The organism is Salegentibacter mishustinae (assembly GCF_002900095.1).
GTDB lineage: Bacteria > Bacteroidota > Bacteroidia > Flavobacteriales > Flavobacteriaceae > Salegentibacter > Salegentibacter mishustinae.
On record NZ_LLKN01000002.1, the window covers coordinates 167,050 to 188,049 of the forward strand.

17 protein-coding genes are annotated in these 21,000 nt (G+C 37.9%); all 17 read right to left on the minus strand.

The window, feature by feature from the left end:
- Positions 1–10 precede the first annotated feature (10 nt).
- On the minus strand, positions 11–1,129 hold the full coding sequence (locus APB85_RS03665) for an efflux RND transporter periplasmic adaptor subunit (RefSeq protein ID WP_103294413.1): 1,119 nt from the start codon (positions 1,127–1,129) through the stop codon (positions 11–13).
- 132 nt (positions 1,130–1,261) lie between these two features.
- Positions 1,262–2,527, minus strand: coding sequence for an ABC transporter permease (locus tag APB85_RS03670; protein WP_057482891.1), 1,266 nt, complete (start codon positions 2,525–2,527; stop codon positions 1,262–1,264).
- A 1-nt stretch (position 2,528) separates the two neighbouring features.
- Positions 2,529–3,776, minus strand: a complete 1,248-nt coding sequence (locus APB85_RS03675; protein WP_057482890.1) for an ABC transporter permease — start codon at positions 3,774–3,776, stop codon at positions 2,529–2,531.
- A complete protein-coding gene (locus APB85_RS03680) occupies positions 3,769–4,470 on the minus strand; it encodes an ABC transporter ATP-binding protein (protein ID WP_057482889.1) in 702 nt (233 codons plus the stop codon). Before APB85_RS03680 ends, APB85_RS03675 begins: the two co-directional genes overlap by 8 nt.
- 106 nt (positions 4,471–4,576) lie before the next feature.
- A complete protein-coding gene (locus tag APB85_RS03685) occupies positions 4,577–4,831 on the minus strand; it encodes a hypothetical protein (protein WP_373295152.1) in 255 nt (84 codons plus the stop codon).
- 160 nt (positions 4,832–4,991) lie between these two features.
- The gene (locus tag APB85_RS03690) at positions 4,992–5,531 is read right to left on the minus strand and encodes a DUF420 domain-containing protein (RefSeq protein WP_057482887.1); all 540 of its coding nucleotides are present in this window, start codon (positions 5,529–5,531) and stop codon (positions 4,992–4,994) included.
- Positions 5,528–6,265 (minus strand): SCO family protein, encoded by a 738-nt coding sequence (locus APB85_RS03695; RefSeq protein ID WP_057482886.1) that lies wholly within the window; start codon positions 6,263–6,265, stop codon positions 5,528–5,530. The genes APB85_RS03690 and APB85_RS03695 overlap by 4 nt, the downstream gene beginning before the upstream one ends.
- 1 nt (position 6,266) lies before the next feature.
- On the minus strand, positions 6,267–6,911 hold the full coding sequence (locus tag APB85_RS03700) for a hypothetical protein (RefSeq protein WP_057482885.1): 645 nt from the start codon (positions 6,909–6,911) through the stop codon (positions 6,267–6,269).
- A gap of 86 nt (positions 6,912–6,997) precedes the next feature.
- Complete coding sequence (locus APB85_RS03705; protein ID WP_057482884.1) at positions 6,998–7,360, minus strand: cytochrome C oxidase subunit IV family protein; 363 nt, start codon at positions 7,358–7,360, stop codon at positions 6,998–7,000.
- Positions 7,361–7,378: 18 nt separating this feature from the next.
- Complete coding sequence (locus APB85_RS03710; protein WP_057482883.1) at positions 7,379–8,359, minus strand: cytochrome c oxidase subunit 3; 981 nt, start codon at positions 8,357–8,359, stop codon at positions 7,379–7,381.
- Between the two features lie 47 nt (positions 8,360–8,406).
- Positions 8,407–8,988 carry a cytochrome c oxidase subunit 3 gene (locus APB85_RS03715; protein ID WP_057482882.1) on the minus strand — a complete coding sequence of 194 codons (582 nt, stop codon included), beginning with the start codon at positions 8,986–8,988 and terminating at the stop codon, positions 8,407–8,409.
- On the minus strand, positions 8,979–9,881 hold the full coding sequence (gene cyoE, locus APB85_RS03720; protein WP_057482881.1) for a heme o synthase: 903 nt from the start codon (positions 9,879–9,881) through the stop codon (positions 8,979–8,981). The genes APB85_RS03715 and cyoE overlap by 10 nt, the downstream gene beginning before the upstream one ends.
- Positions 9,882–10,008: 127 nt before the next feature.
- On the minus strand, positions 10,009–12,126 hold the full coding sequence (locus tag APB85_RS03725; protein WP_057482880.1) for a hypothetical protein: 2,118 nt from the start codon (positions 12,124–12,126) through the stop codon (positions 10,009–10,011).
- 121 nt (positions 12,127–12,247) lie between these two features.
- Positions 12,248–12,970: an energy transducer TonB gene (locus APB85_RS03730; protein WP_057482879.1), complete on the minus strand. Its 723-nt coding sequence runs from the start codon at positions 12,968–12,970 to the stop codon at positions 12,248–12,250.
- 44 nt (positions 12,971–13,014) lie between these two features.
- Positions 13,015–13,419: a VanZ family protein gene (locus APB85_RS03735; protein WP_229792207.1), complete on the minus strand. Its 405-nt coding sequence runs from the start codon at positions 13,417–13,419 to the stop codon at positions 13,015–13,017.
- A complete protein-coding gene (gene gcvH, locus APB85_RS03740) occupies positions 13,409–13,789 on the minus strand; it encodes a glycine cleavage system protein GcvH (RefSeq protein ID WP_057482878.1) in 381 nt (126 codons plus the stop codon). The genes APB85_RS03735 and gcvH overlap by 11 nt, the downstream gene beginning before the upstream one ends.
- A 62-nt stretch (positions 13,790–13,851) precedes the next feature.
- A complete protein-coding gene (gene sov / locus APB85_RS03745) occupies positions 13,852–20,994 on the minus strand; it encodes a T9SS outer membrane translocon Sov/SprA (RefSeq protein ID WP_444544509.1) in 7,143 nt (2,380 codons plus the stop codon).
- Positions 20,995–21,000 lie beyond the last annotated feature (6 nt).

A 21,000-nucleotide genomic window follows, 5' to 3' on the forward strand; every position in this document is an offset into this window, starting at 1 on the left:
AAATAAAAATCTATCTGCCGGCGAATTCCGGACTAGGTTGTACTTTGTTCCAAACCTTAATTTTATCGTCTTTAGAAATACCATTTTTCACTTCAACCTGAATTCCATCGCTAATTCCTAATTCCAAATTCCTTCTTTCAAATTGCTGATCTCCGGTTTCTACTTCTACAAATGGCTCTTGCGTTTTAGGATCAAATTGTACTAAAGCTTCTTTAATTGCCAGAACCTCTTCTGCCCTATCTAAAATAATAGAGGCGTTCGCGCTTAAACCGGCACGAATAAAAGTTGTATCTGCTTTATCTAAAGTTCCTTTAATCTCAAATTGAATAGCTCCATTTTCATCAACCCCTTTTGGAGCGATATAATCTAAAACTGCATTAAAAGTTTTATTCTCTATAGCGCCTACCGTTACTTCTAGCGGTAAATCTTCTTTAATTTTCCCCACTTCACTTTCATCAACTTTTCCTTCAAAAATCATTTCGTTTACATCGGCTAGAGTTGCTAAAGTTGTACCGTCATTAAAGTTATTGCTTTCAATCACCTGGTTTCCTACCTTAACGGGAACATCCAGCACCATCCCATCTACTGTAGAGCGAATAAGCGTATTGGCAGCACTACCAATACCACTAGTGGTTCCTGTTTGGACAATTTCGAAATTCTGTTCTGCAGAACGAAAGTTTTGCTGCATCCTTTTATAATTGGCTTCTGCATTGTCAAAATCGTTTTGAGAGATCACTCCTTTTTCAAACAAAGATTTTTGTCTTTCAAAGGTTTTTTTCTCATTATCTAAATTGATCTTAGCAGTAGCTACGGCATCTTTCGCGCTTTGCAATGAATTTACATTTGGGATTACGCGTATTTTTGCGATAAGATCTCCAGCCTTCACTTTCTCGCCGGCTTCAATATATATTTCGTCTATAATTCCTGAAATATTAGGCTTAATAAGCACCTCTTCTTTCGGAACAATATTTCCCGTAGCCACAGTTTTTTTAACGATGGTTTCTACTGAAGCCTGCTCGGTTTCATAAACCGTGGGATCCTCCTGGTTTTTCTGAAACAAATAGTATAACGCACCTACAAAAACGACGGCGATTAGAACTAAAATTGAAATGGTAACTATTTTTTTCATCTGGTTATTTTTTGACTCATAATTGGAAAATTATCACAGGTTTAAAATCATTTCCCTGTTTTACTCATTATTGTGTCCAGCATCATGCTGGTTTCATTTTTTGATTGTATTTGTCTTCTTTACTTTTTCTTTTTATTCGGTTCTAAGGGCATCTACAGGCTTTATTTTAATCGCATTTTGCGCCGGAATAAGCCCTGCCAATAAACCTGAGCATACTAAAATTACCAGTGCGGTAAGCACTACACCCAAATCTACACTTGGGTTAGCAAACATCATTTCTGAGGTATCCATTCCGCTTAAAGCATAATTTACTGCTGCAATTATTCCAGTTGCGAAAATGATCCCGGCCATTCCCGAAATAATAGTCAGGAAAATAGATTCCATTAATATTTGTCCCCTAATAGACCAGGGCGTAGCCCCAAGAGCTCGTCTTACCCCAATCTCGTTGGTTCTTTCTTTTACCACGATAAGCATAATATTACTAATCCCAATAATACCGGAAAGCAAAACAAGAATACCTACAAAATAGGCGACTGCTTTTAGCGCCACGAACAAACCGTTTATTTTGTTGAATTCCTCATATAAATCAAAATTCCCAACAGCACGGTCATCTTCGGGATGAATAGAATGCCTGCTTTTTATAAGATCCAGAATACGTGATTTTAAACTGGTGATAGAATTTTCATCGTTAGCGGTAATCGCCATCCAACCTACGGTATCGCCCATATTAAATGCCTGGGAAAACGCAGTAAATGGCACATAGATTTCTTTTTGAGCTTCTTCTGCATTTCCTCCGCCACCGCCTTTTTTCTTATAAGTGCCTATTACCATAAAATTGACACCATTTATTTTAAGATAGGTCCCCAAAACCTCTTCATCTTTTTCATAAAGTTCGCGTCTAACCCCTTCTCCAATTATGGCAACTTTACGTTTTTCCTCGATATCGAGATAATTGATAAACCTTCCGGCAGTCACATCCATAGGTTCCTGCTGAATGATCTCGGGATAATCGCCATAAACGTTGAAAGCCCCGGTTTGAAGCCCCCGCACCACATTATTATTTCCGCCAAAACCTCCTAATTGGTTTCTTGGAGAAATAAACCGAAGTCCCGGTACATTTTCTCTAAGCGCTTCAACATCTCCTGTTTTAAAATTATAGTTTCGACCTTTAGGCAAGCCTTTATATGGTTTAGACGGAGTTTGCGTCCACATGAACATGGTATTGGTCGCAATACCTCCAAATCCTTTTTTTACGCCATTTTCAAGGCCTTTTCCGGCAGCAAGTAGGATTACAAGGATAAAGATTCCCCACATCACCCCAAAAGCAGTTAGTAGAGTTCTAAACCAGTTAGAACTTAGTGCTTCAATTATTTCGCTCCATTTATCCCTGCTAAACATATTATTCGTCTCTTAATGCTACAATAGGTTTAATTCTCGCAGCCCTCCAGGCAGGAAAAAATCCGGCAATAGCACCGGCAATAACTAAAATAAAAACGGTAGTAAGCGCTACATTAAAATTAACTGCAGGATTAGCAATATACTGGGTTTCTATAAGCGGCCCCACGAATTCCAGCAACAGTAAGCTGGCAATTAAGCCAATAAACCCGGCAATTGCAGTTACAAAAATAGATTCGTGCAATACCATTCCAATGATAGAAAGTGGCTCTGCCCCCAGTGCTTTTCGAATTCCTATTTCCCGGGTTCTTTCTTTTACGATAATGAGCATAATGTTACTGACACCCACAACCCCGGCGATAATGGTACAAATACCCACACCCCAAAAGAAGAATTTTATCATATCCATAAGATCGTAGAAACGCTTCGCATTTTCCAGGGAATTATTAATGCTTACCGCACTTTCATCATCTGGAGCTATAGTATGTGTTTCTTTAAGTTGATTTTCAACATCGGTGGTAAACCGATTAGAAGCAGCGAGAGCAGCTTGAAAATTGTCTTCGGGCTCTAAGGTAAACGCCATATTGGCAATATTGTTACCACCACCAAAAACACGTTGAGCGGTAGAAATTGGCATAAAAACCCTACTTTCTTCCCGTTCGCCTCCCGGATCGGTATAAACGCCAATTACTTTAAAATTTATTCCGGAAATTTGAACGTATTTCCCAATTGGATCTTTACTATCTTTAAAAAGGTCGTTTCGAACTTTATTCCCTACCACCACAACTTTTTCAAAATTGTCGTGATCTTTATAATTTACAAATCGGCCTTCTATCATCCCGCTATTTTCAAGAAATTGATAATCGGGATAAACACCTTCTACACGGTAAGAACCAGATTCTTTACCGTAGTTTACTATCCCATTCCAAATTCTAAAAATAGAAGATCTAAATTCTAAGTCGTCCTGGTGTTTTAGAGCGGTGTAGTCAAAATCTTCATTCTTCAATTGAATCCTCCTACCCGGGTTTAAGCCTTTGTATTCTTTAGAAGTTACACCGGTATAAACATAAATAATATTGGCGGCATCTCTTTCAAACTCCTGTGAAATACCATTACGCATCCCTTCACCAATCCCCAAGAGAACTACTAAAATAAAGATCCCCGAAGCTACAGAAAGCCCGGTTAAAAAGGTTCGTAATTTATTTTTACGAATCGTATCAAAGATCTCTTCCCAACGTTCTAAATCAAACATTTTCCAGCGCTCTTACTTGATTAACCTTGGTATCCTGAATTATCTTACCGTCTTTTAAATTGACGATTCTCTTTGTCATTGCAGCAATATCGGGTTCGTGAGTTACTACAAGTATTGTTCTACCTTCATCATTGATCTCCTGAATTAGATTCATCACTTCGTAAGATGTTTTTGAATCTAATGCTCCGGTAGGTTCATCGGCAAGAAGAACTTTTGGATCACTGGCTAGCGCTCTTGCAATCGCAACTCGCTGTTTTTGCCCTCCGGAAAGTTCATTTGGCAAATGTCCCGCCCAGTCGGAAAGACCAACTTTTTCCAGATATGCCATGGCTTTATCTACGCGTTCGCCACGTTTAATTCCCTGGTAATACAACGGAAGCGCTACATTATCCAAGGCATTTTTATAAGAAATAAGATTGAAAGACTGAAAAATGAAACCCAAAAACTTATTACGGTAGCGAGCGGCTATTTTTTCATTTAGATTTTTAATGGGAACGCCATCCAGGGTATAAGAGCCTAAATCTGCTTCATCAAGCATTCCAAGAATGTTCAAAAGGGTAGATTTACCTGATCCAGAAGACCCCATAATAGAAACGAGTTCTCCTTCGGCTACGCTAAAATTAATTCCTTTTAAAACGTGTAGTGAGTTACTACCCATTTTATAGGATTTATGAAGATCTTTAATTTCTATCATCGCAATGAAATTACAGGTTGCTAACTTTTTATTGAAAAGCGTCACCCATAAGACTCTGCGAAAGAGAAAAAGTTACAGTTTAATTAAGAAAATATTTTGAAGTTGTTTAAGCTTCCCCAGATTTTTTGGCTTTTTTACGGGTGCGATATATATAATAGCCTAAGCCGCCAACCAAAAGATAAGGAAAGGCCATAAGGTAAAGAATCCCGTCATTAATACCTTTTGCGGCGCTTTGATCGGTATCACTTTCCAGGACTGCCCGACACATGGAGCATTGCGCTTCTGCTATCTCAGGAAGCAAAAGTAAGAGGAAAATAAGAAATAAAAACCTGATTTTCATAGCGATAATTTCTGAATGCAAAGTTAAGAAATTTTACTCGATAATCGAGATTAAATGCCACGAGGCCGGCCTCCAAATCAAGCTATATTCTTCAATAATGATGTTTTGTACGCTTACTCCTAAGATGTTTACATTCAGCAATTAGAGCTGTTATGACTTGATCTTCTCAGAAACAATTATTTTAATAATATGGCCACATAAAAATATAAACCAAAACCCCGGTAATTGCCACATATAGCCAAATAGGAAACGTCCAGCGAGCTATTTTTGCGTGCTTTTTATATTCGCCGGTCAAACCGCGATACATCGTGAAAAGAACTAAAGGCACAATAATAGCCGAAAGCACAATATGAGTAATAAGGATAAAGAAATAAACAGGTCGCAGAATACCTTCCCCGCCATAAGGCACAGGATCGTTACTGATTTTTGAGATCACATAGCTCACTAAAAATATAGCCGAAAGCCCAAAGGCAGTAATCATGGTGTTTCGGTGCAATTTATATTCCTTGATGCTCATAAAGAAATAACCAAGCATCAAAAGAATGGCAGTGGAGCCATTTAAAACGGCGTGAAAGAACGGAAAGGTTCCGGTTTGAGTGCCAAAAATATTATAGCGCTCAGGCAAATACATTAAAATTAGCACTATAATAGGCACCAATACAGATAGCGCAATTATTACGGGCACCGCAACTTTATCAATTTTCGTCAATGTTCTTTTCACAGTAATTTTTTAATATCCTCGATTAAAATATCAATTTGTGGTTCCTCTTCACCTTCCACTACAGATTTGTTTCTCTCTACCGAACCGCGGTAGTATATTATTGGGTTTCCAAATCTATCCAGGCGAGACCTAATATAACCTTCTTTATCTACAAGTGCGAACAAGCCCTGGTGTGCAAAACCACCGGGAACATCGCTATCTTCTCCCGCATATATATTAAAGCCTCCATTGGCCAGTCCGTAAATAGAGTCTTTTTCACCGGTAAGTAAATTCCAGTTAGGATGATCTATTCCATAATTTTCAGCATACGATTTTAAAACCTCTGGCGTATCATGCTTTGGATCTATAGAAAATGAAACAATTCCAAAATCTTCTTTATCCTTAAATTCTTCCTGAACCTCCACCAAATTCTGATTCATTATTGGGCAAATTGTAGGACAGGTCGTAAAAAAGAATTCGGCGACATATACTTTCCCGAGGTAATCTTTATTAGAAACGCTATCACCATCCTGATTTACCAATTGAAAATCTGGAGCTTTTTTCTTTCTACCATTAATTTCTATATAGGCTAGTTTCTTATTGGTATTAGATCTCTTTTCAGCGCCTTTCACATTCAATCTATCAGCCTTTACTACCTCATCACTAGTAATAGTTTTCACAATTTTGGGAATAAAAATAATTCCAAAAACCAAAATGATTAGGGAGAGACCTATGTATGAATACTTTCTTTTCATTTCAATTATTTTTTCTTTCGGCGTTATTCTTTTTTAAAGCTAACCGGTATTCGGCAAGAATTACTTTTACGTCATCATTCATTTTATCGCTCAATTCTGCCACCGAGCGAGAGTCATAACCGTAAACTTTTCCAAAATCCTCATCATCATCCCTACCTCTTAAATTAAGATCTTTGTCTACAATAAAAACATAGGGAGTATAAGTTCTTTCCAAAGTATGAGGTGTATCGAAGCTTTTAAAGGTTTCTTTTATTTCTGCGGGAGAACCAAAAATGAATTTCCATTTTTCGGTTTCAGAAATACCACTAAATTCATCCTTAAATTTTTTGGCCTCTTCCCGGGCTTCGCTGGGAAGCACTACCACAAACTGAAAATCATTGAATTCGTAATATTTCTCCAGGATTTTTTGATCAAGATTAAAGGTATTGCCTTTGAGATCATCAAGATTTTCCCCAAAGAAAGCCACAATGCTAATTTTATCTTCCAAACTAACTGAATTCCCCTCTAGATCTTCAAATTCAGAAACATCCTTAACATTTTCGGTTAAAACAGGTAATTTGGCGAAATTATTTTGCCCCGAAGCAAAAAACATATAAGCGATAATGGGCAGTGCAAAGAGCACCAAAAGCACAAAAAACTTTTTCATATCCTGTATATAAAAGTGGTGCAAAAATAAAAAGACGGTTTAACAAAACCGCCTTTCTATACATTTTTAACTTTTAAAGCCTTTCCTTAAAAATCCCAGGCAACGTGGTTAGTTTTATAAACCTCGTAGATATAACCACCTTCGGTTAGCAGGATAAAAATAAGGTAACTAATAAGGAAAATTGACGTCCAAACTATTGCACGTCGCAAGCCTTTAGTTTCTCCTTCCAGGTGCATAAACGCCCAGGCGATATAATAGGCTTTGTAAATTGTTAATATGATGAAGATCCAGTTAAGGAGCGACATACTTAAAAAAGAAGTATCTGTAAGAAAATGAGGCTTTATAATTCCTAAAATAACTTCAACTATGGTTATAACGGAAAGGATTACAAATACCGTCCAGATCCTCTTTGTATTAGATTCGTGATGATGTGCTGTATCGTGTGCCATTTTTATTTATTTCTAAAATTAAACCAGGTAAAAGAATGTAAAAACAAATACCCAAACTAAATCTACAAAGTGCCAGTAAAGACCAACTTTCTCTACCATCTCATAATTACCTCTACGCTCATAAGTTCCAAGGATTACGTTAAAGAAAATAATGATGTTGATCACTACTCCTGAAAAAACGTGGAAACCGTGGAAACCAGTAATAAAGAAAAAGAAATCGGCAAACAATGGCGGGCCGTATTCGTTACGCGTAAGATTAGCTCCTTCTACCACGCCAACGGCTTCACTATTTAATTTAGCAATAGACTCTTCGCGAGAAAGAATGGTTTTTTCACCTTCTTCGTTCACCATTTGAGTTCTTATTAAGAGGTCTGAATTTTCACCGAAACCTGCCTTTACTTCTTCTATAGAATAAGATGGTAAAGATTTTTCGCTTTCAAACCAGATTCCATTACTGGCTTCATGCTCTACTCGAACTGAAGCTTCCGGAACAGCGATATCTGAAAGAGCTACTCGATGACCATCGCCATCAATAAATTGCAAAATATTACCCCCTTTAGTATAAACAGCGCCATAAGTACCATTAATGAAATTTTTCCATTCCCAGGCTTGAGAACCAAGGAAAATAATCCCACCAATTATGGTAAGAAACATATAAAAAGTAACTTTTCCTTTCTTTAACTGGTGGCCGGCATCTACTGCCAATACCATCGTCACAGAAGAAAAGATAAGTATAAAGGTCATCAAGGCCACATAATACATTGGTGCATCTACACCGTGTAAAAATGGAAAGTGATTAAACACTTCGTCGGCAATTGGCCAGGAGTCTATAAATTTAAAGCGGGAGAACCCATAAGCTGCAAGAAAACCAGAGAAGGTAAGTGCATCGGAAGTGATAAAAAACCACATCATCAATTTGCCGTAACTGGCCTTTAAAGGTTCATTTCCACCACCCCAGGTTTTACCTTCGGTGCCTGTTCTAACAACAGTAGCTTCCATAGAAGAGTATTTAAATTTTAAGTATTGCGCAAAAATACGCAATTTTATTATCTAAAGAAATATAAAAATACAAACAGGTATATCCACATAAGATCAACAAAATGCCAAAAAGTCGCACCTAGCTCAATACCAAGCATTTGACCTTTTTTATAACGTTGTTTAAAATGGTTATAAATTACTACTAAAAGCGTGATTATACCTGCCAGCAGGTGCACCATATGCACCAAAACCAACACATAAATAAAAGAAGTAGTAATACTACTTTCGCTTCCGGTAAAGTAATATCCGTTAGCTATAATTTCTGAAAAACCATTAAACTGAAAGACCACAAACAGCACAGCAAGCACCAGTGTGCCAATTAACATAGCTGAAGCATTTCTGCGATTTCCAGATAAAATACTTTGTTTAGCAAGAATAAAAGTCACACTACTCAATACTATAACAAGTGTACTCCAAAAGAAAGCATTTGGCAGTTCAAATTCCGTTAGCCAGTCTGGTCTTGTTTTACTCACAACATAAGCACTGGTTAAACCACCAAAGGTCATAATCATGCTAATTATCCCAAACCAGAGCATCATCTTTTTGGCCCGGTCGTATTTGTGCTTTTCAGCACCCTGAGTTAAATCCATTGTCTTATAAATTTATCTAAAACATATACTATTTGTAGCAGCGTAATATAAGATACACTCGCAAACATTAATTTTTTAGCTGCCTGGGCAGTTTTCTCTTTATACAATTTGAATGCATAATAAAGCATTCCCAGACCCAACAAAAGAATAATTGCACCTGCAACAGGAGTTAGAAAAAGTTTCCCTGTAACCCCAAACACCGGAATTAATGATACTAAAACAGTCCAAACAGAATAAAGAATAATTTGAATTGCGGTTCCTCTATCCCGTTTTCCGGTAGGCAACATAAAGAATCCACCTTTCTTATAATCGTCATACAACCACCAGCCAATAGCCCAAAAATGCGGGAATTGCCAGAAGAATTGAATCATAAATAAAGTGCCGGGTTCTATACTAAAATTTCCAGTGGCTGCTACCCAACCCAACATAAAAGGGATTGCTCCCGGAATAGCCCCCACAAATACCGATAACGGGGTTTTAGTCTTTAGCGGAGTATATACACTTACATATATAAATATACTTATAGCCCCAAACATCGCGGTTTTAGGGTTAATAATATATAGTACTATAAGTCCTGAAATTGTAAAAACGCTGGCGATTAAAAACGCGGTACTCACCGACATTCTTCCATCGGGAATTGGCCGGTTTTTGGTGCGATCCATAAGCGCATCCAAATTACGTTCTATAACCTGGTTGTATGCATTTGAAGCGCCAACCATAAAGTAACCGCCAATAGCTAACAAAAAGACAGTAACAAAATCTATATTATCGGCGCCCAAAAAATAACCCGCAACCGAGGAAAACACCACGCTTACAGCAAGCCGTACCTTGGTAATTTCTTTAAAGTCTGTTAGGATAGAAGCCGAGGAAGTATGTACACCGGTGCTGCTCAAAAATAGGTTTTTTCAATTGGCGCAAAGATACTCCTTAATTGGGTTTTGGCAAGGGGGCAAAAATGTTAATTTTCAGCACTTAGCGATTTGATATAATATTCAGAAAAAAATTGAAGAAATGAAGTATTTAATAATCATAATACCAATTAAAAATATCTGTCCTAATTCCGAAATTTAGCCAGCTTGTAGTATTTTCAAAAGTTTGGGCAGTTTTTATATCAGGATCAAAAGATCGATAAATAAAACTTCCGTACAACTTAAGATTGGTCGCCGGGTTCACAATATAACCAGCCTCAATACTGGAAAATAAAGAAATAGTGGTATTCCCCTGGCCTATTTCTACACCCGTATCAAAAGGTCGCTGACGCTCACTGGTATAAATATCTCCGCCATAAGCAGCCTGATTGGTTGCCATATTATAATCAAAACCTCTTTTGCCGTAAATCACCTTAGCATTTCCATACCACCGATCTTTTTTATAACGTGCAATAGCAAGAATTTCTCTAAAATTAGCACCCCATAAATGAGCCATAGACTGATTATTATGCCCATAATTTAAAACTCCTGTATTATGGGAATATGTATAAGGCCTCACCTGGTTATATTCTACCTGTAGAAATAAGCCGGGAATTTTGAAAGCATCAAAATATTTTACTCCTAATTGATATCCAAGTTTGTTTTTCCAGCTTTGGTTCCCACCGAACACATCAGAGGTAGAGAATTCATCTATAATCATTTGACCATACACGTTAATTTCATCTGAAAACTTATATTTTGAAGTAAGACCAATTATTGCATTTCCGCCGCGGGCCCCGGTAGAAAATTCTATGGCCCGGTAAAATATAATCGGGTTCAAATAATTTAAATCGAAACCACGATTATTATCATTTTCCCAAACTACAGATTCAAACAAACCAATATTAAGTCTTTTAGTAACATTATAACTTAAATAATGGTTGGCCATATATTTTGTTCTAAAGGAACCATTTTCTGTAACTGCCGGTCTCACATCGCGCAAAGACATCCAGGTATTGGTGTATTTTAACTTCCAAAACGTGGTATTGAGTTTAAAATAAGGATATGGGGAAGCATTATCACTCATTAAAAGCGAGCGATAGCCGTCTCCAATAAAATTTTTACCGTGACCAAATTGCAGGTTGAAGAATTTATTTGGAGTGTAAGACAAATAACCTTCGGCCACTGGATAATCGTAGCCCTCGTCCATAAATGGTTTTGCAATTCCTCTTCCAGGGATTATGGCCGGATCGCCGCCATCTGGCCTTAAAGACTCTGCAAAGCGGTTATAATAATCGGCAAACCTGCCCTGGTTTTCATAGGCTACCGTATAGAAATTAAAGTTTCTTCCTAAACCACCCTGGAAAATTAGCGCCCGGGTATTATTATAAGTAAAGTCGAATTCTGTTTGCTGAAAATCCTTACCCAACTGAAGATCTAATGCAAAATCAAGGGTAAACCAGTAATCTTCCGTTTGATATTGAACCAGGTGTTCGTTTAAGAGTTTACGCCCAAACCAGGAATTCACATCTTTAAGCATTTTATTTTCTTCAGCCTTAAAATCGTAATATTTTGAAACTTCAGAAAATAACAAGGGTTTTGACGCCGCGTGGGTGTTTACCCCTATTTTATTGAATTCGGCATCAAACCGGCTATAATATTCGTGGGAAAGCGGAATGTTTATCTGACTTTCATAACGTGGCCGTGTAAATTCTCCCGATTGAATTTCATCATATTCATTGGTGAGATCATTTTCTTTTTCAAGTTGAACAATTTCAGTTTCCACTTTATAATTACTTCTGGAAGTTTGCTCTAATTGTCCAGTATTTAATGATAACGGAATTTTTACCGGCATTTTAAATTGAACAAAAACAGGCCTGGCGTTATAGGTAGCTGGCTTAATTTGGGGAAGCAAATCAAAAACACGCTGCATTTCTTCTTTTAACTCGGTATACCCTGCCTCAGTATAAATAATTGCAAAATCCCCATTTTCATCAACTTCAAAAATCACAGTAATTTCTCCCCGGTAATCCTCTTTAATAACTTCTGAAGGAACCTTATAATTATCGAGAATAAACTCCCTCAAGGTATTTTTAAAACACACCGATTTATTTTCGAAATCTACATTTTCACATTGAGGAAACTCCGGAAAGCGTTGGGTATCACCCTGAGCCTGAGAATTTAAATTAATACAGAATAATAAAATCAGAAGAAACAGGTAGCTCTTCATACTTAAATTGGGGAAAGATTGGTTACACCCTGGAAATATACATTTTTTGAATAGAGTAAACCAGCTAAAAATAAAAAATCCCGGGGCGAGCCCGGGATTTAAATCTATATAAGAACTTTTATTAGTCCTGCACCTGGAATACAATTGGTAAAGAGTACATAACTCCTACTGCTTTACCTCTTTGTTTACCTGGTTGCATTTTAGGCAATTTATTAATTACTCTTGCTGCTTCCTGCTCTAACCTTGGGTGAGGAGCACGAGACATTACATTGGTAATATTTCCTTTTTCATCAATTTTAAACTGAACGATTACCCTGTTTACACCAGAAAGACCAAGCTCTGCACCAAGATCGGTGTCAAAGTTACGGTTTACAAACTGACTGATCTTTTGGCTCATACATTGCTTACGCTCTTCGTTGTTGCTTAGGTTTTCGCAACCTGGGAAAATTGGCACATCTTCAATAACAGCAAAAGGTACATCTTCGACCTCTTCTTCTGTAGGCGCCTCAACAACTTCCTCTACTTCTACAATCTCATCAAGATTTGTTTCTGTAGACTCAATCTCATCCTCTTCTACCTCTTCCTCATCTTCTACAACTTCAATAACCTCTGGTGCCGGAGGCGGAGGTGGTGGCGGTGGAGGCGTATTCTGCATCTCTGTAATTGGGATTTCTTCATCGTCTAGATCGTCCATATCTAACTGACCGGTATCAATGGCTTCCTTGTCGTAAGTCTTCCATTCAATAGCACGCCAGGTAATTAACAGGACCAGGACAAGCCCCAACTGGAGAAACAGCACGCTCTTTCTCTTTAAATCGGCTTTTGGATTTTTCTTTGGTTCCATAATAGGTTATTGATTAATAAGGATTGCTAAATTAAATATTTTTTCTAAAAAATTAAATTAATCTTACTATTTAACCTTTTTAGACTCTTTTCAAAGAAAAGAAAGATAACAACAGCAAGTAAAATTCCAGCGGTATTAGCCAGGATATCGAACCAATCTGGCTCGCGATAACTGGTGAGCACACCTTGTAAAACCTCAATTAACATACCAAACAGTACTGCGAGGCCCGCTATTTTAAATAGATTGTTTTTATAAGTACTTTTAGGCTTATTTTTCAACATAAAATATACCTTCCACAATACCAACAACCCAAAATAAGCTCCAAGATGTAAAAGTTTATCTGTAGGACTAAAACTTCCAACGCTAATTTTACCAAGTTTCACTAAAGAGGAAACCGTAAGTAAGATAGTATAGAAAACGGCTACAAATAAGGCTATTCTAGCTACCAAGAATTTCTTTATAGGCATCTGCACTTAAAAGCTCTTCCAACTGAGATTCATCAGAAAATTTCACTTTAATCATCCAACCTTCTCCGTAAGGATCTGAATTTACCTTTTCCGGTTCGTCTTCAAGGCTTTCATTAAACTCAATTATCTTTCCTGATATTGGCAAATAAAGGTCTGAAACAGTTTTTACAGCTTCTACAGTACCAAAAACCTCTTCTTTATCCAAGATTTCATCCAGAGTTTCTACCTCTACATAAACGATATCTCCCAATTCGCTTTGAGCGAAATCTGTAATACCGATGGTAACTGTATCACCTTCTACCCTAATCCATTCGTGGTCTTTAGTGTACTTTAATTCTTGTGGAATATTCATTAGTTCTATTTTATATTAGAGCAAAGTTAATTTTTTAAAGCAATACTTCAAACAAGGCTCAATTAATTTCCGAAATTATATCTAAGGGTTATTCCAGATCTTATTGTTGTTTGCGGAAAAGCAGTAGAAACAGCATATTCAGAGAAGTTATGCTCGTAGTAGAATATGGCTGTTAAATTACTGGAAATAGCATAATCTGTTGTGAAATTTAGACGCCAAATATCCTGCCCGGCAATCACCTGGCTGGTTTCTAAATCTAAATACCTGATGATACTTTTATTCCTCCTAAAAGAAACATCAGCTTTAAAATTAAGATCGCTACTTAAAATTCTATTTCTTCCCCCCAGACCGGTGGCAATTTTTAAATCTTTAATTCTGTACCCGGCACCAACTATGTATTCATTTCCGGTAGTTTCAGTCAATAAATTATTATCAAAACTCAGGGAAAGCATTCGGTCTTTTCTTACCTCTGCCAATAATTGAATGGCGTTCTTTGTTTCCAGGTCTAAACGGAATAACGGAGTGAATAATTCGGTTAAAACAATGTTGGAATAGAGGATTGGATTCTTAAAATCTCCGGCCTGGTTAGTATCAAATTCGTTATCGGGATCATAATCCAGGTTTGTTTGAAACTGGTTGATGGTATAGTTAGATTGATAACCGTGGTTTATAGAAAATCTTCTAAATTTATCTCTAAACCAACCAATACGCATCAACCCGGTATATTTCATATTCCAATTAGGCAAAGGCATATCTCTAAATGCTCCTAACTTCACATCTTCTGGATCTTTCCCTGCGTAAGCCGAAACAAATGCAGGAAGTAATACAGCCTGGTTTGTTTTCCCTATTCCTACCGGGTAACCGTCTTCATCTACATCATTAGGATCTAAACCACGCTCCCGGGCTAATCTTTGGGCTATTTCTAAACGATTCTCCCTAAAACTTTCAAAAGTTTCTGAAGATTGCTCGTTAGATTGATTAAAGGCTGTTTTTATAAGAATAGTAGAAATGTTGAAGTTTCCGTAGTTATATGGCGTCAATGGAATATACTCCAGGGTAGTTGGGTTTACTCTATAATTTTCTGAATAATTCTCTGAATAATTTCTATTAGCACTTATATCTACAGTGAGATCTGGAATAATATCCAGGGAAGCCTGCAAATCTAATTGCTCGTTCTTTAAAGTAGAATATTGCTGATTGAAATTTTGAAATAACGTTAACCAGCCTCTCCTGGCTGCCTGGTACCTTACCTCATCCTGCCACCCAAAAGTAAAGCTTGTACTTGGCTGCAGAGTTCCCATAAAACCAACACTCGGAGTATAACCGGGCAGAAAAGTTCCTTCATTTTGCCGGTAGTTTATTTGCAACCTGCTTAAAACAGTTACAAAATCTACAAAAGTATTATAGCCCTTACTGGTTTTTTCAACAACTTCAGCATTCTGTGTTCGCTGCTCATCTCGAGGCGTTCCGTCTAGCGTGGGCACACCCGCACTACGCTGTTTTATTGTTTGACCGCCTCTACCATCTTTCTTTTCCAGCCCCAAATAAGAATACAATGCTTCCATATCAAGATTAGCATTTATCTGGTGAGAACTTGAATTCTGAACGCTATTTCCAATATCGGGAATGCCTTCCAGGTTTTCGTAGATCCTGGAACCGCGTTGCCATTGGAAATCGCCGGTATAAGAATAAGTTGCATTTATAAAATCCAGCACCGGGATTTTATCAAAAGGGAGATCGTAATTCACCTGCAAATTCTGGTAATGCAAATCTGGAGTACCAATACTGAAAAAATTATCCCAAACTCCAATAGAGTTATCGGCAAAACCATCTTCATCTATGTAGTTTCTAACAATTCTATTATTTGAAGCGTTAAAAGCAAAGCTTAGGGAATTTGTAAGATTATAATTTATGCCATATTCCCAATTGAACAAATAGTTACGCTGGTAAAGGGTAGGAATCCCTAAATCTTCGTCTGAAAGTTCCAGTGATCTAAATTTCTGCTCATTATATTGTCTTAGAATAGTAGAACTCGCATTTATATTAGAAGGTAATAAGTTCACATTAAAATCTCTAACAAGCGAATAATAATCACTACTATCTAAGGCCGAAACATTCTTAAAAGGCTCTACTTGCTTCGGCTCGAAATTAAACTCGTATGTAGCACCCGCCCGCACATTTTGATTCAGAGATTCTTCAATTTCAAAATCCCGATGATCTACCTGGTTATAAGAAGTGGTAAAAGCAAAATTCTCAATATCGTAAGGCATGGGCTTTGCTTCGCCCGTACGTTCTTTTCGCAAACCAATTATATTCACGCTTTGCCGCTTGGTGTAAGATTGAGATTGCCGTTTAACCTGTTCTCTTTCGGCAGGATCAACAATATCTGCAAGTCGCGTTTCTAGTTCTAAATCTAAAAATTCCTGGTCGTATTTTGGAGTAATTAATTCTTCTCCCCTACTATAATTAAAAGGAATCTTTACACCCCATTTTTCCGGAAGTAACTGGCCGGCATTAATATTAGTAACTACGTCGTATTGCTGGGAATTTTCCCTGCTTCGCTGATTTGGTCCCTGTTCTATAGTTCCAAATCCTACCGTGCTTTTTCTACCGGTGGCGGCTACGGTAGCAAAATCGGCCAGGTTGGTATCCATATTAATGATGGTTGCCCAACCACCTTCATTATCCAGGTCTGAAAGTCTTAGTTCGTTAAACCAAACTTCTCCACATAGATCCTGGACGCCGTTGGTTGGCGTTCCGTTCTTTAAACCTAGCATTAGCACTCTAACATTACCAAAACTTGGATTACCCTTAATTCCCAGGCGTAGTTGATCCATTTCATAGGATTCTTCTTCATCTACTAAATCTAAATTCTCGGTAAAGAAATTTAACTCTCCTGCATTTAAGGCTGGATCACCTAATACACTTGTTTTTACACGTTGTAATAAATCTAACGGTAACTCCATTCTATTTCCCGCCGGCCAAATTTCTTCAGCGGTCATTGCGCCAAAAGCGGTAGGACTTAAGGGCACTTCAATTTGATAGTAATTATCGGTAAAATCGGTTCCCATTCTAATAAAAGCAACCAACTGGCCGTCTTTTAACGGAGTTCTATTCGGTAGAGATTCAGCGTGTAAAAACATTTCCAGTTTCTTATACTGTCGCATATCTAACTGAAAATTCTTATAAACCGCTCTGGCATCCTGCGGTTCTAAATCACAAACCCTAAGTGAAAGCGATTGTTCATTTTGCCTGATATTAGTATTGTTTTCGAAAAGCTCTTCCCTAATAACTCCCGGAGGCAACACATAAGGCACCGGCTCTCTATTTTCATTTTCCTCGATATTTACCGCTGAAACTTCAAAAAGTGTATTCTGATTTTCAGGAAGAATATTTCTGTCTCTTAATCCGCGATTATATCTTCGGTAATCTCCCCTTACCAATTCCATAGTCCCAAAGCGCAATAAAGTTCTTTCCTGAAATCCGCTAAGAAACATCCTCATAAAACGTATAGACCTGTAATCTGCTATACCGCCTTTTGCATCTGTGGGTTCGTAAATAGGAATTTTGAACTGAAGCCAACGCACCGGAAGTTCGTTGCCGTTTCTGAGCGTGGTAACAAGTTCTTTTTCGTCGGTAATATATTGGTTGTTTTCAATACCCATACCCGGAAAAAAAGGTATTTCGTATTCAAAATAACTATCTATGGTATTCATCGTGTTGTCACGATTCACATCTTCTGTAGTAGGTAAAGTGGTATTTCCCCTATTGGTATCTCCAACTTCCGGAGGCGAATTTCCATCGGGGCCATTATAGTTTTTATAACGAGTAACAATGTCTCCTGTAGTATTAAGAAAATACTCGTAATTATCTGCCGCAGGATCGGGAAAATTGCTGAATTCCGGGAATTTTAAAGCTTCCTGCGCATCTGAAAATCCATCGTAACCTACATCCTGATTGGTACGTTGTTCCCCTTCAGTATCAAAAGCATAAATCAGGGATTGATCTGCCGGAACTTTAGCAACCTCTGTTTCTATAGTATTTTCTGTACCGCCACTTGGTGGCAGACCATTTTCAAACTGCTTACGCCCATCTTTTAGGACATCTTCAGAAATATTTCCCAAATTAAAATTAATAGTCCCGGCTGAATTCCCACTATTTTCGGAGTAGATATAAGGATCCATCACCCAAAACTCTATAAACTCCACATTACTTTGCTCAAAATTCGTGGTATTTATACCGCGCATAATTCCTCCAAAATTTTGAGAAGGATTTGGCAAAGCACCTTGGGTAGCCAGGGGATTAAAATTATAAGGACCACGTTCTGTAGGGAAATAAGCCACATCCATCGTATAAACTACCTGCGGCTGCCCCTGCACTACATCGGTATTTGGGAATATCTCACTAAGTGCCACTCTTCTTGTAGCATAGTTTGAAATATTATTATCTGTAATTCCATCGGGGCGATTACTGCTATAAAAAATTGGATCTATAGTGTACCAGGATAAACCTGCACGTTTGTACCCTACCCTATTATCACCATTCGCCAATTCACCACCAAAACCTAAAGGCACACTACTTAATTCCCAACTAAGCGGGGAACTAATATCTATGGTAGTTTGCGCTGCTTCAAAATCATCTATATATGTTGTTGCCTCTCCCTGAAAATCATTAATTGCAGGCGCTCCCGGTTGTAAATAAGCAAACTCCCCGGTTACAGAGAAATTAGAAGGCACATCGGTATCAATATTTGGCAGTTTATTTACCATCCTGGTAAACAAAGGAACTTCGGTAGAATAGTTTACATTAAATCCGAATATAGAGTTGTTTATAGGCTCGTAACTATAATTCGCTTTTTGAGTAAGCGGACGTTCCTTAAGATTTAGAAAAGTAGCACCTACTAAAAAGTTTTCATTAAACTGGTGCTCTACATTAATCCCGGTAAAACGCTTGGTTTGCTGCCCAAACAAGGCATTATTTTCAGTATTAACCTGGATTGGAATATCTGAAGCCAGTAAAGCTTCATCAAGAATCTGCACTCTCCCAAGTTCATAATTCACCACATAATCTACACCTTCCTGCAAAACTCTTCCTCCAGCGGTTACGGTAACAGATCCCGGCGGAAGGTTAAAACCAATTGGAATTCCTTCAACTTCTCCAGATTTATATCTTCCCTTTAACTGAAATTTATTTTTATCGGCATCTTCCTGTTCTGCCTGGGTTTTTGTAGTTCGGTATAAAGACCTAAAAACATATTTTTGCTGGTTGGCATTCCAGGTTTCAGGATTATTATAATCTTCTGTCCCGGTATTTGGAGAATTATCCAACTCATCAAATAAATGCTGCCCGAAAGGTTCTACCGTGGTGAAAATAATATTTCCGGTTTGCGGATCTATAGTGAGGCCGGGGACATAATCAAAGAAACCATCTCCGCCATTTATGGGATCATTATTATTATTCAGTTTATCTAAATTAAAAACACGAAGCAGCGGAGTTTCGCTAACATCTTCCGGAAGAGGAACAGAGCCATCTCCAGCCGGTTTTATATAATTTAGAGGTTGTGGATCTGTATATAGAATATTTAACCTGAAATCTTCGCGCTCCAATTGATAAGCTCCAAGACTATAAATATTCTTCATCATTAAATCCCAAACCGGTTCATCTACATTGGTAATGGTGCTTTTAAGCATTTTAACTACCAGGTTTCGGTTTACCCGTTGGTTAGAGCTAGGCTCCATTGGGTCTTGACCAACAATATTATCTCCCGTAGCATTTACACCATCATTGGCGAACTCTCCCACCTGGTAAACTTCCCCATTCACCGTATATTGAAAAGCAACCGCAAGAATTTCGTCGTTACTTAAGCGTTGATTTAAGGAGATATATCCTAATTGGGTATTTAAGCTGTATTCATTAGGCTGTAATTGGCGGGCATTCTCCAATTTCACATAATCCAGACCCTCAGAAACCTGCACCCCGCCAAAACCATTATCTACGGTAGCCACGTCACGAATAGCAGGTGTTAAAACAGATTCTGTGGAACCATCTATTCCGAAGGGATTAAAATCGTTATTGGCATTATCTGGAAAACTTCCAGCGGGCTGGTTGAAGAAACCGGCGGGAATATTATCAAGACCTATATTGCCGGGCTCGTTTGTTTCTCCTAGATCCTGAATCCCGACTATATTACGGGTATCTGTAAGATTCTGCACATTATTGGTACGATTGGTCACCCAAACCTGAACCCTTTTTATTTGAATATTTGCGTTGATAAAAGGATAATCTTCAAGAGCCTCATCATAATGATCCCTAAAATAATGCGAAAGAAAAAAGTGACGATCCTGATCGTAATCCAGCGCAAATTTCTCAAAATCTTCTACCGCGGCACCACCTTCAACATTTACGGTACGACGCTCTGATTTTTGTTCAGAAAACACGCCGGTAATTCGGGTTTTCCCAAATTGCAATTCAGTTTTAAATCCAAATAAACTTTGCGCTCCCTGCATTAACGCATTGTTAAGCGGCATATTCACATTACCCACTTCAATTTTTCGAACTATGTCATCTTCAGTTGGCGTATACTCAAGCTTTAATTGATTCTGAAAATCGAAAGTTGACTGAGTATCGTAATTGGCGGTAATTTGCAGACGCTTTCCAATTTGTCCTAGTAAACTAAGACTTATACGCTGGTCAAAATCAAAAGTGAGATTACTGCGGTTTCGTGGGGAGAAAGCCGGATTATCCTGTTTTGTATACAGCAACCCCAGATCCATCTCTACCGTCCCCTGCGGAACGATATTAATTTCTGAACCTCCAAAAACACTTTCAAAAAAATTATTATTTACGTAAAAATCTGGCAGTAGATCTCGCTGAATTTCCTCTGAACCTTCTTTTCGGCCGGCTTGCGCATCAATCTTCCGCTTAAAATAATTCCGCATTTCTTCATCTAAAACAAGATCTTCATATTCTTGAGGAGTTAAAATTAATGGAATAGAAAGATCTAAATCCCCTAATTTTTCGCGGTAAATATAGCGGTCCAGGATAGGATCGTATTCATAGAAAGAAGAAATAAGCTCAGAATCTGGCAGGGCAATTTCACCCAAAGTATACCCCGTATCAGTAGTGTCCTGTGGGGTTTCCTGCGCAGTGGAACTCAATGAAATTATCAATGACAACAACAAGCTGAGTCTAACTGAAGTTGACAGCTTCAA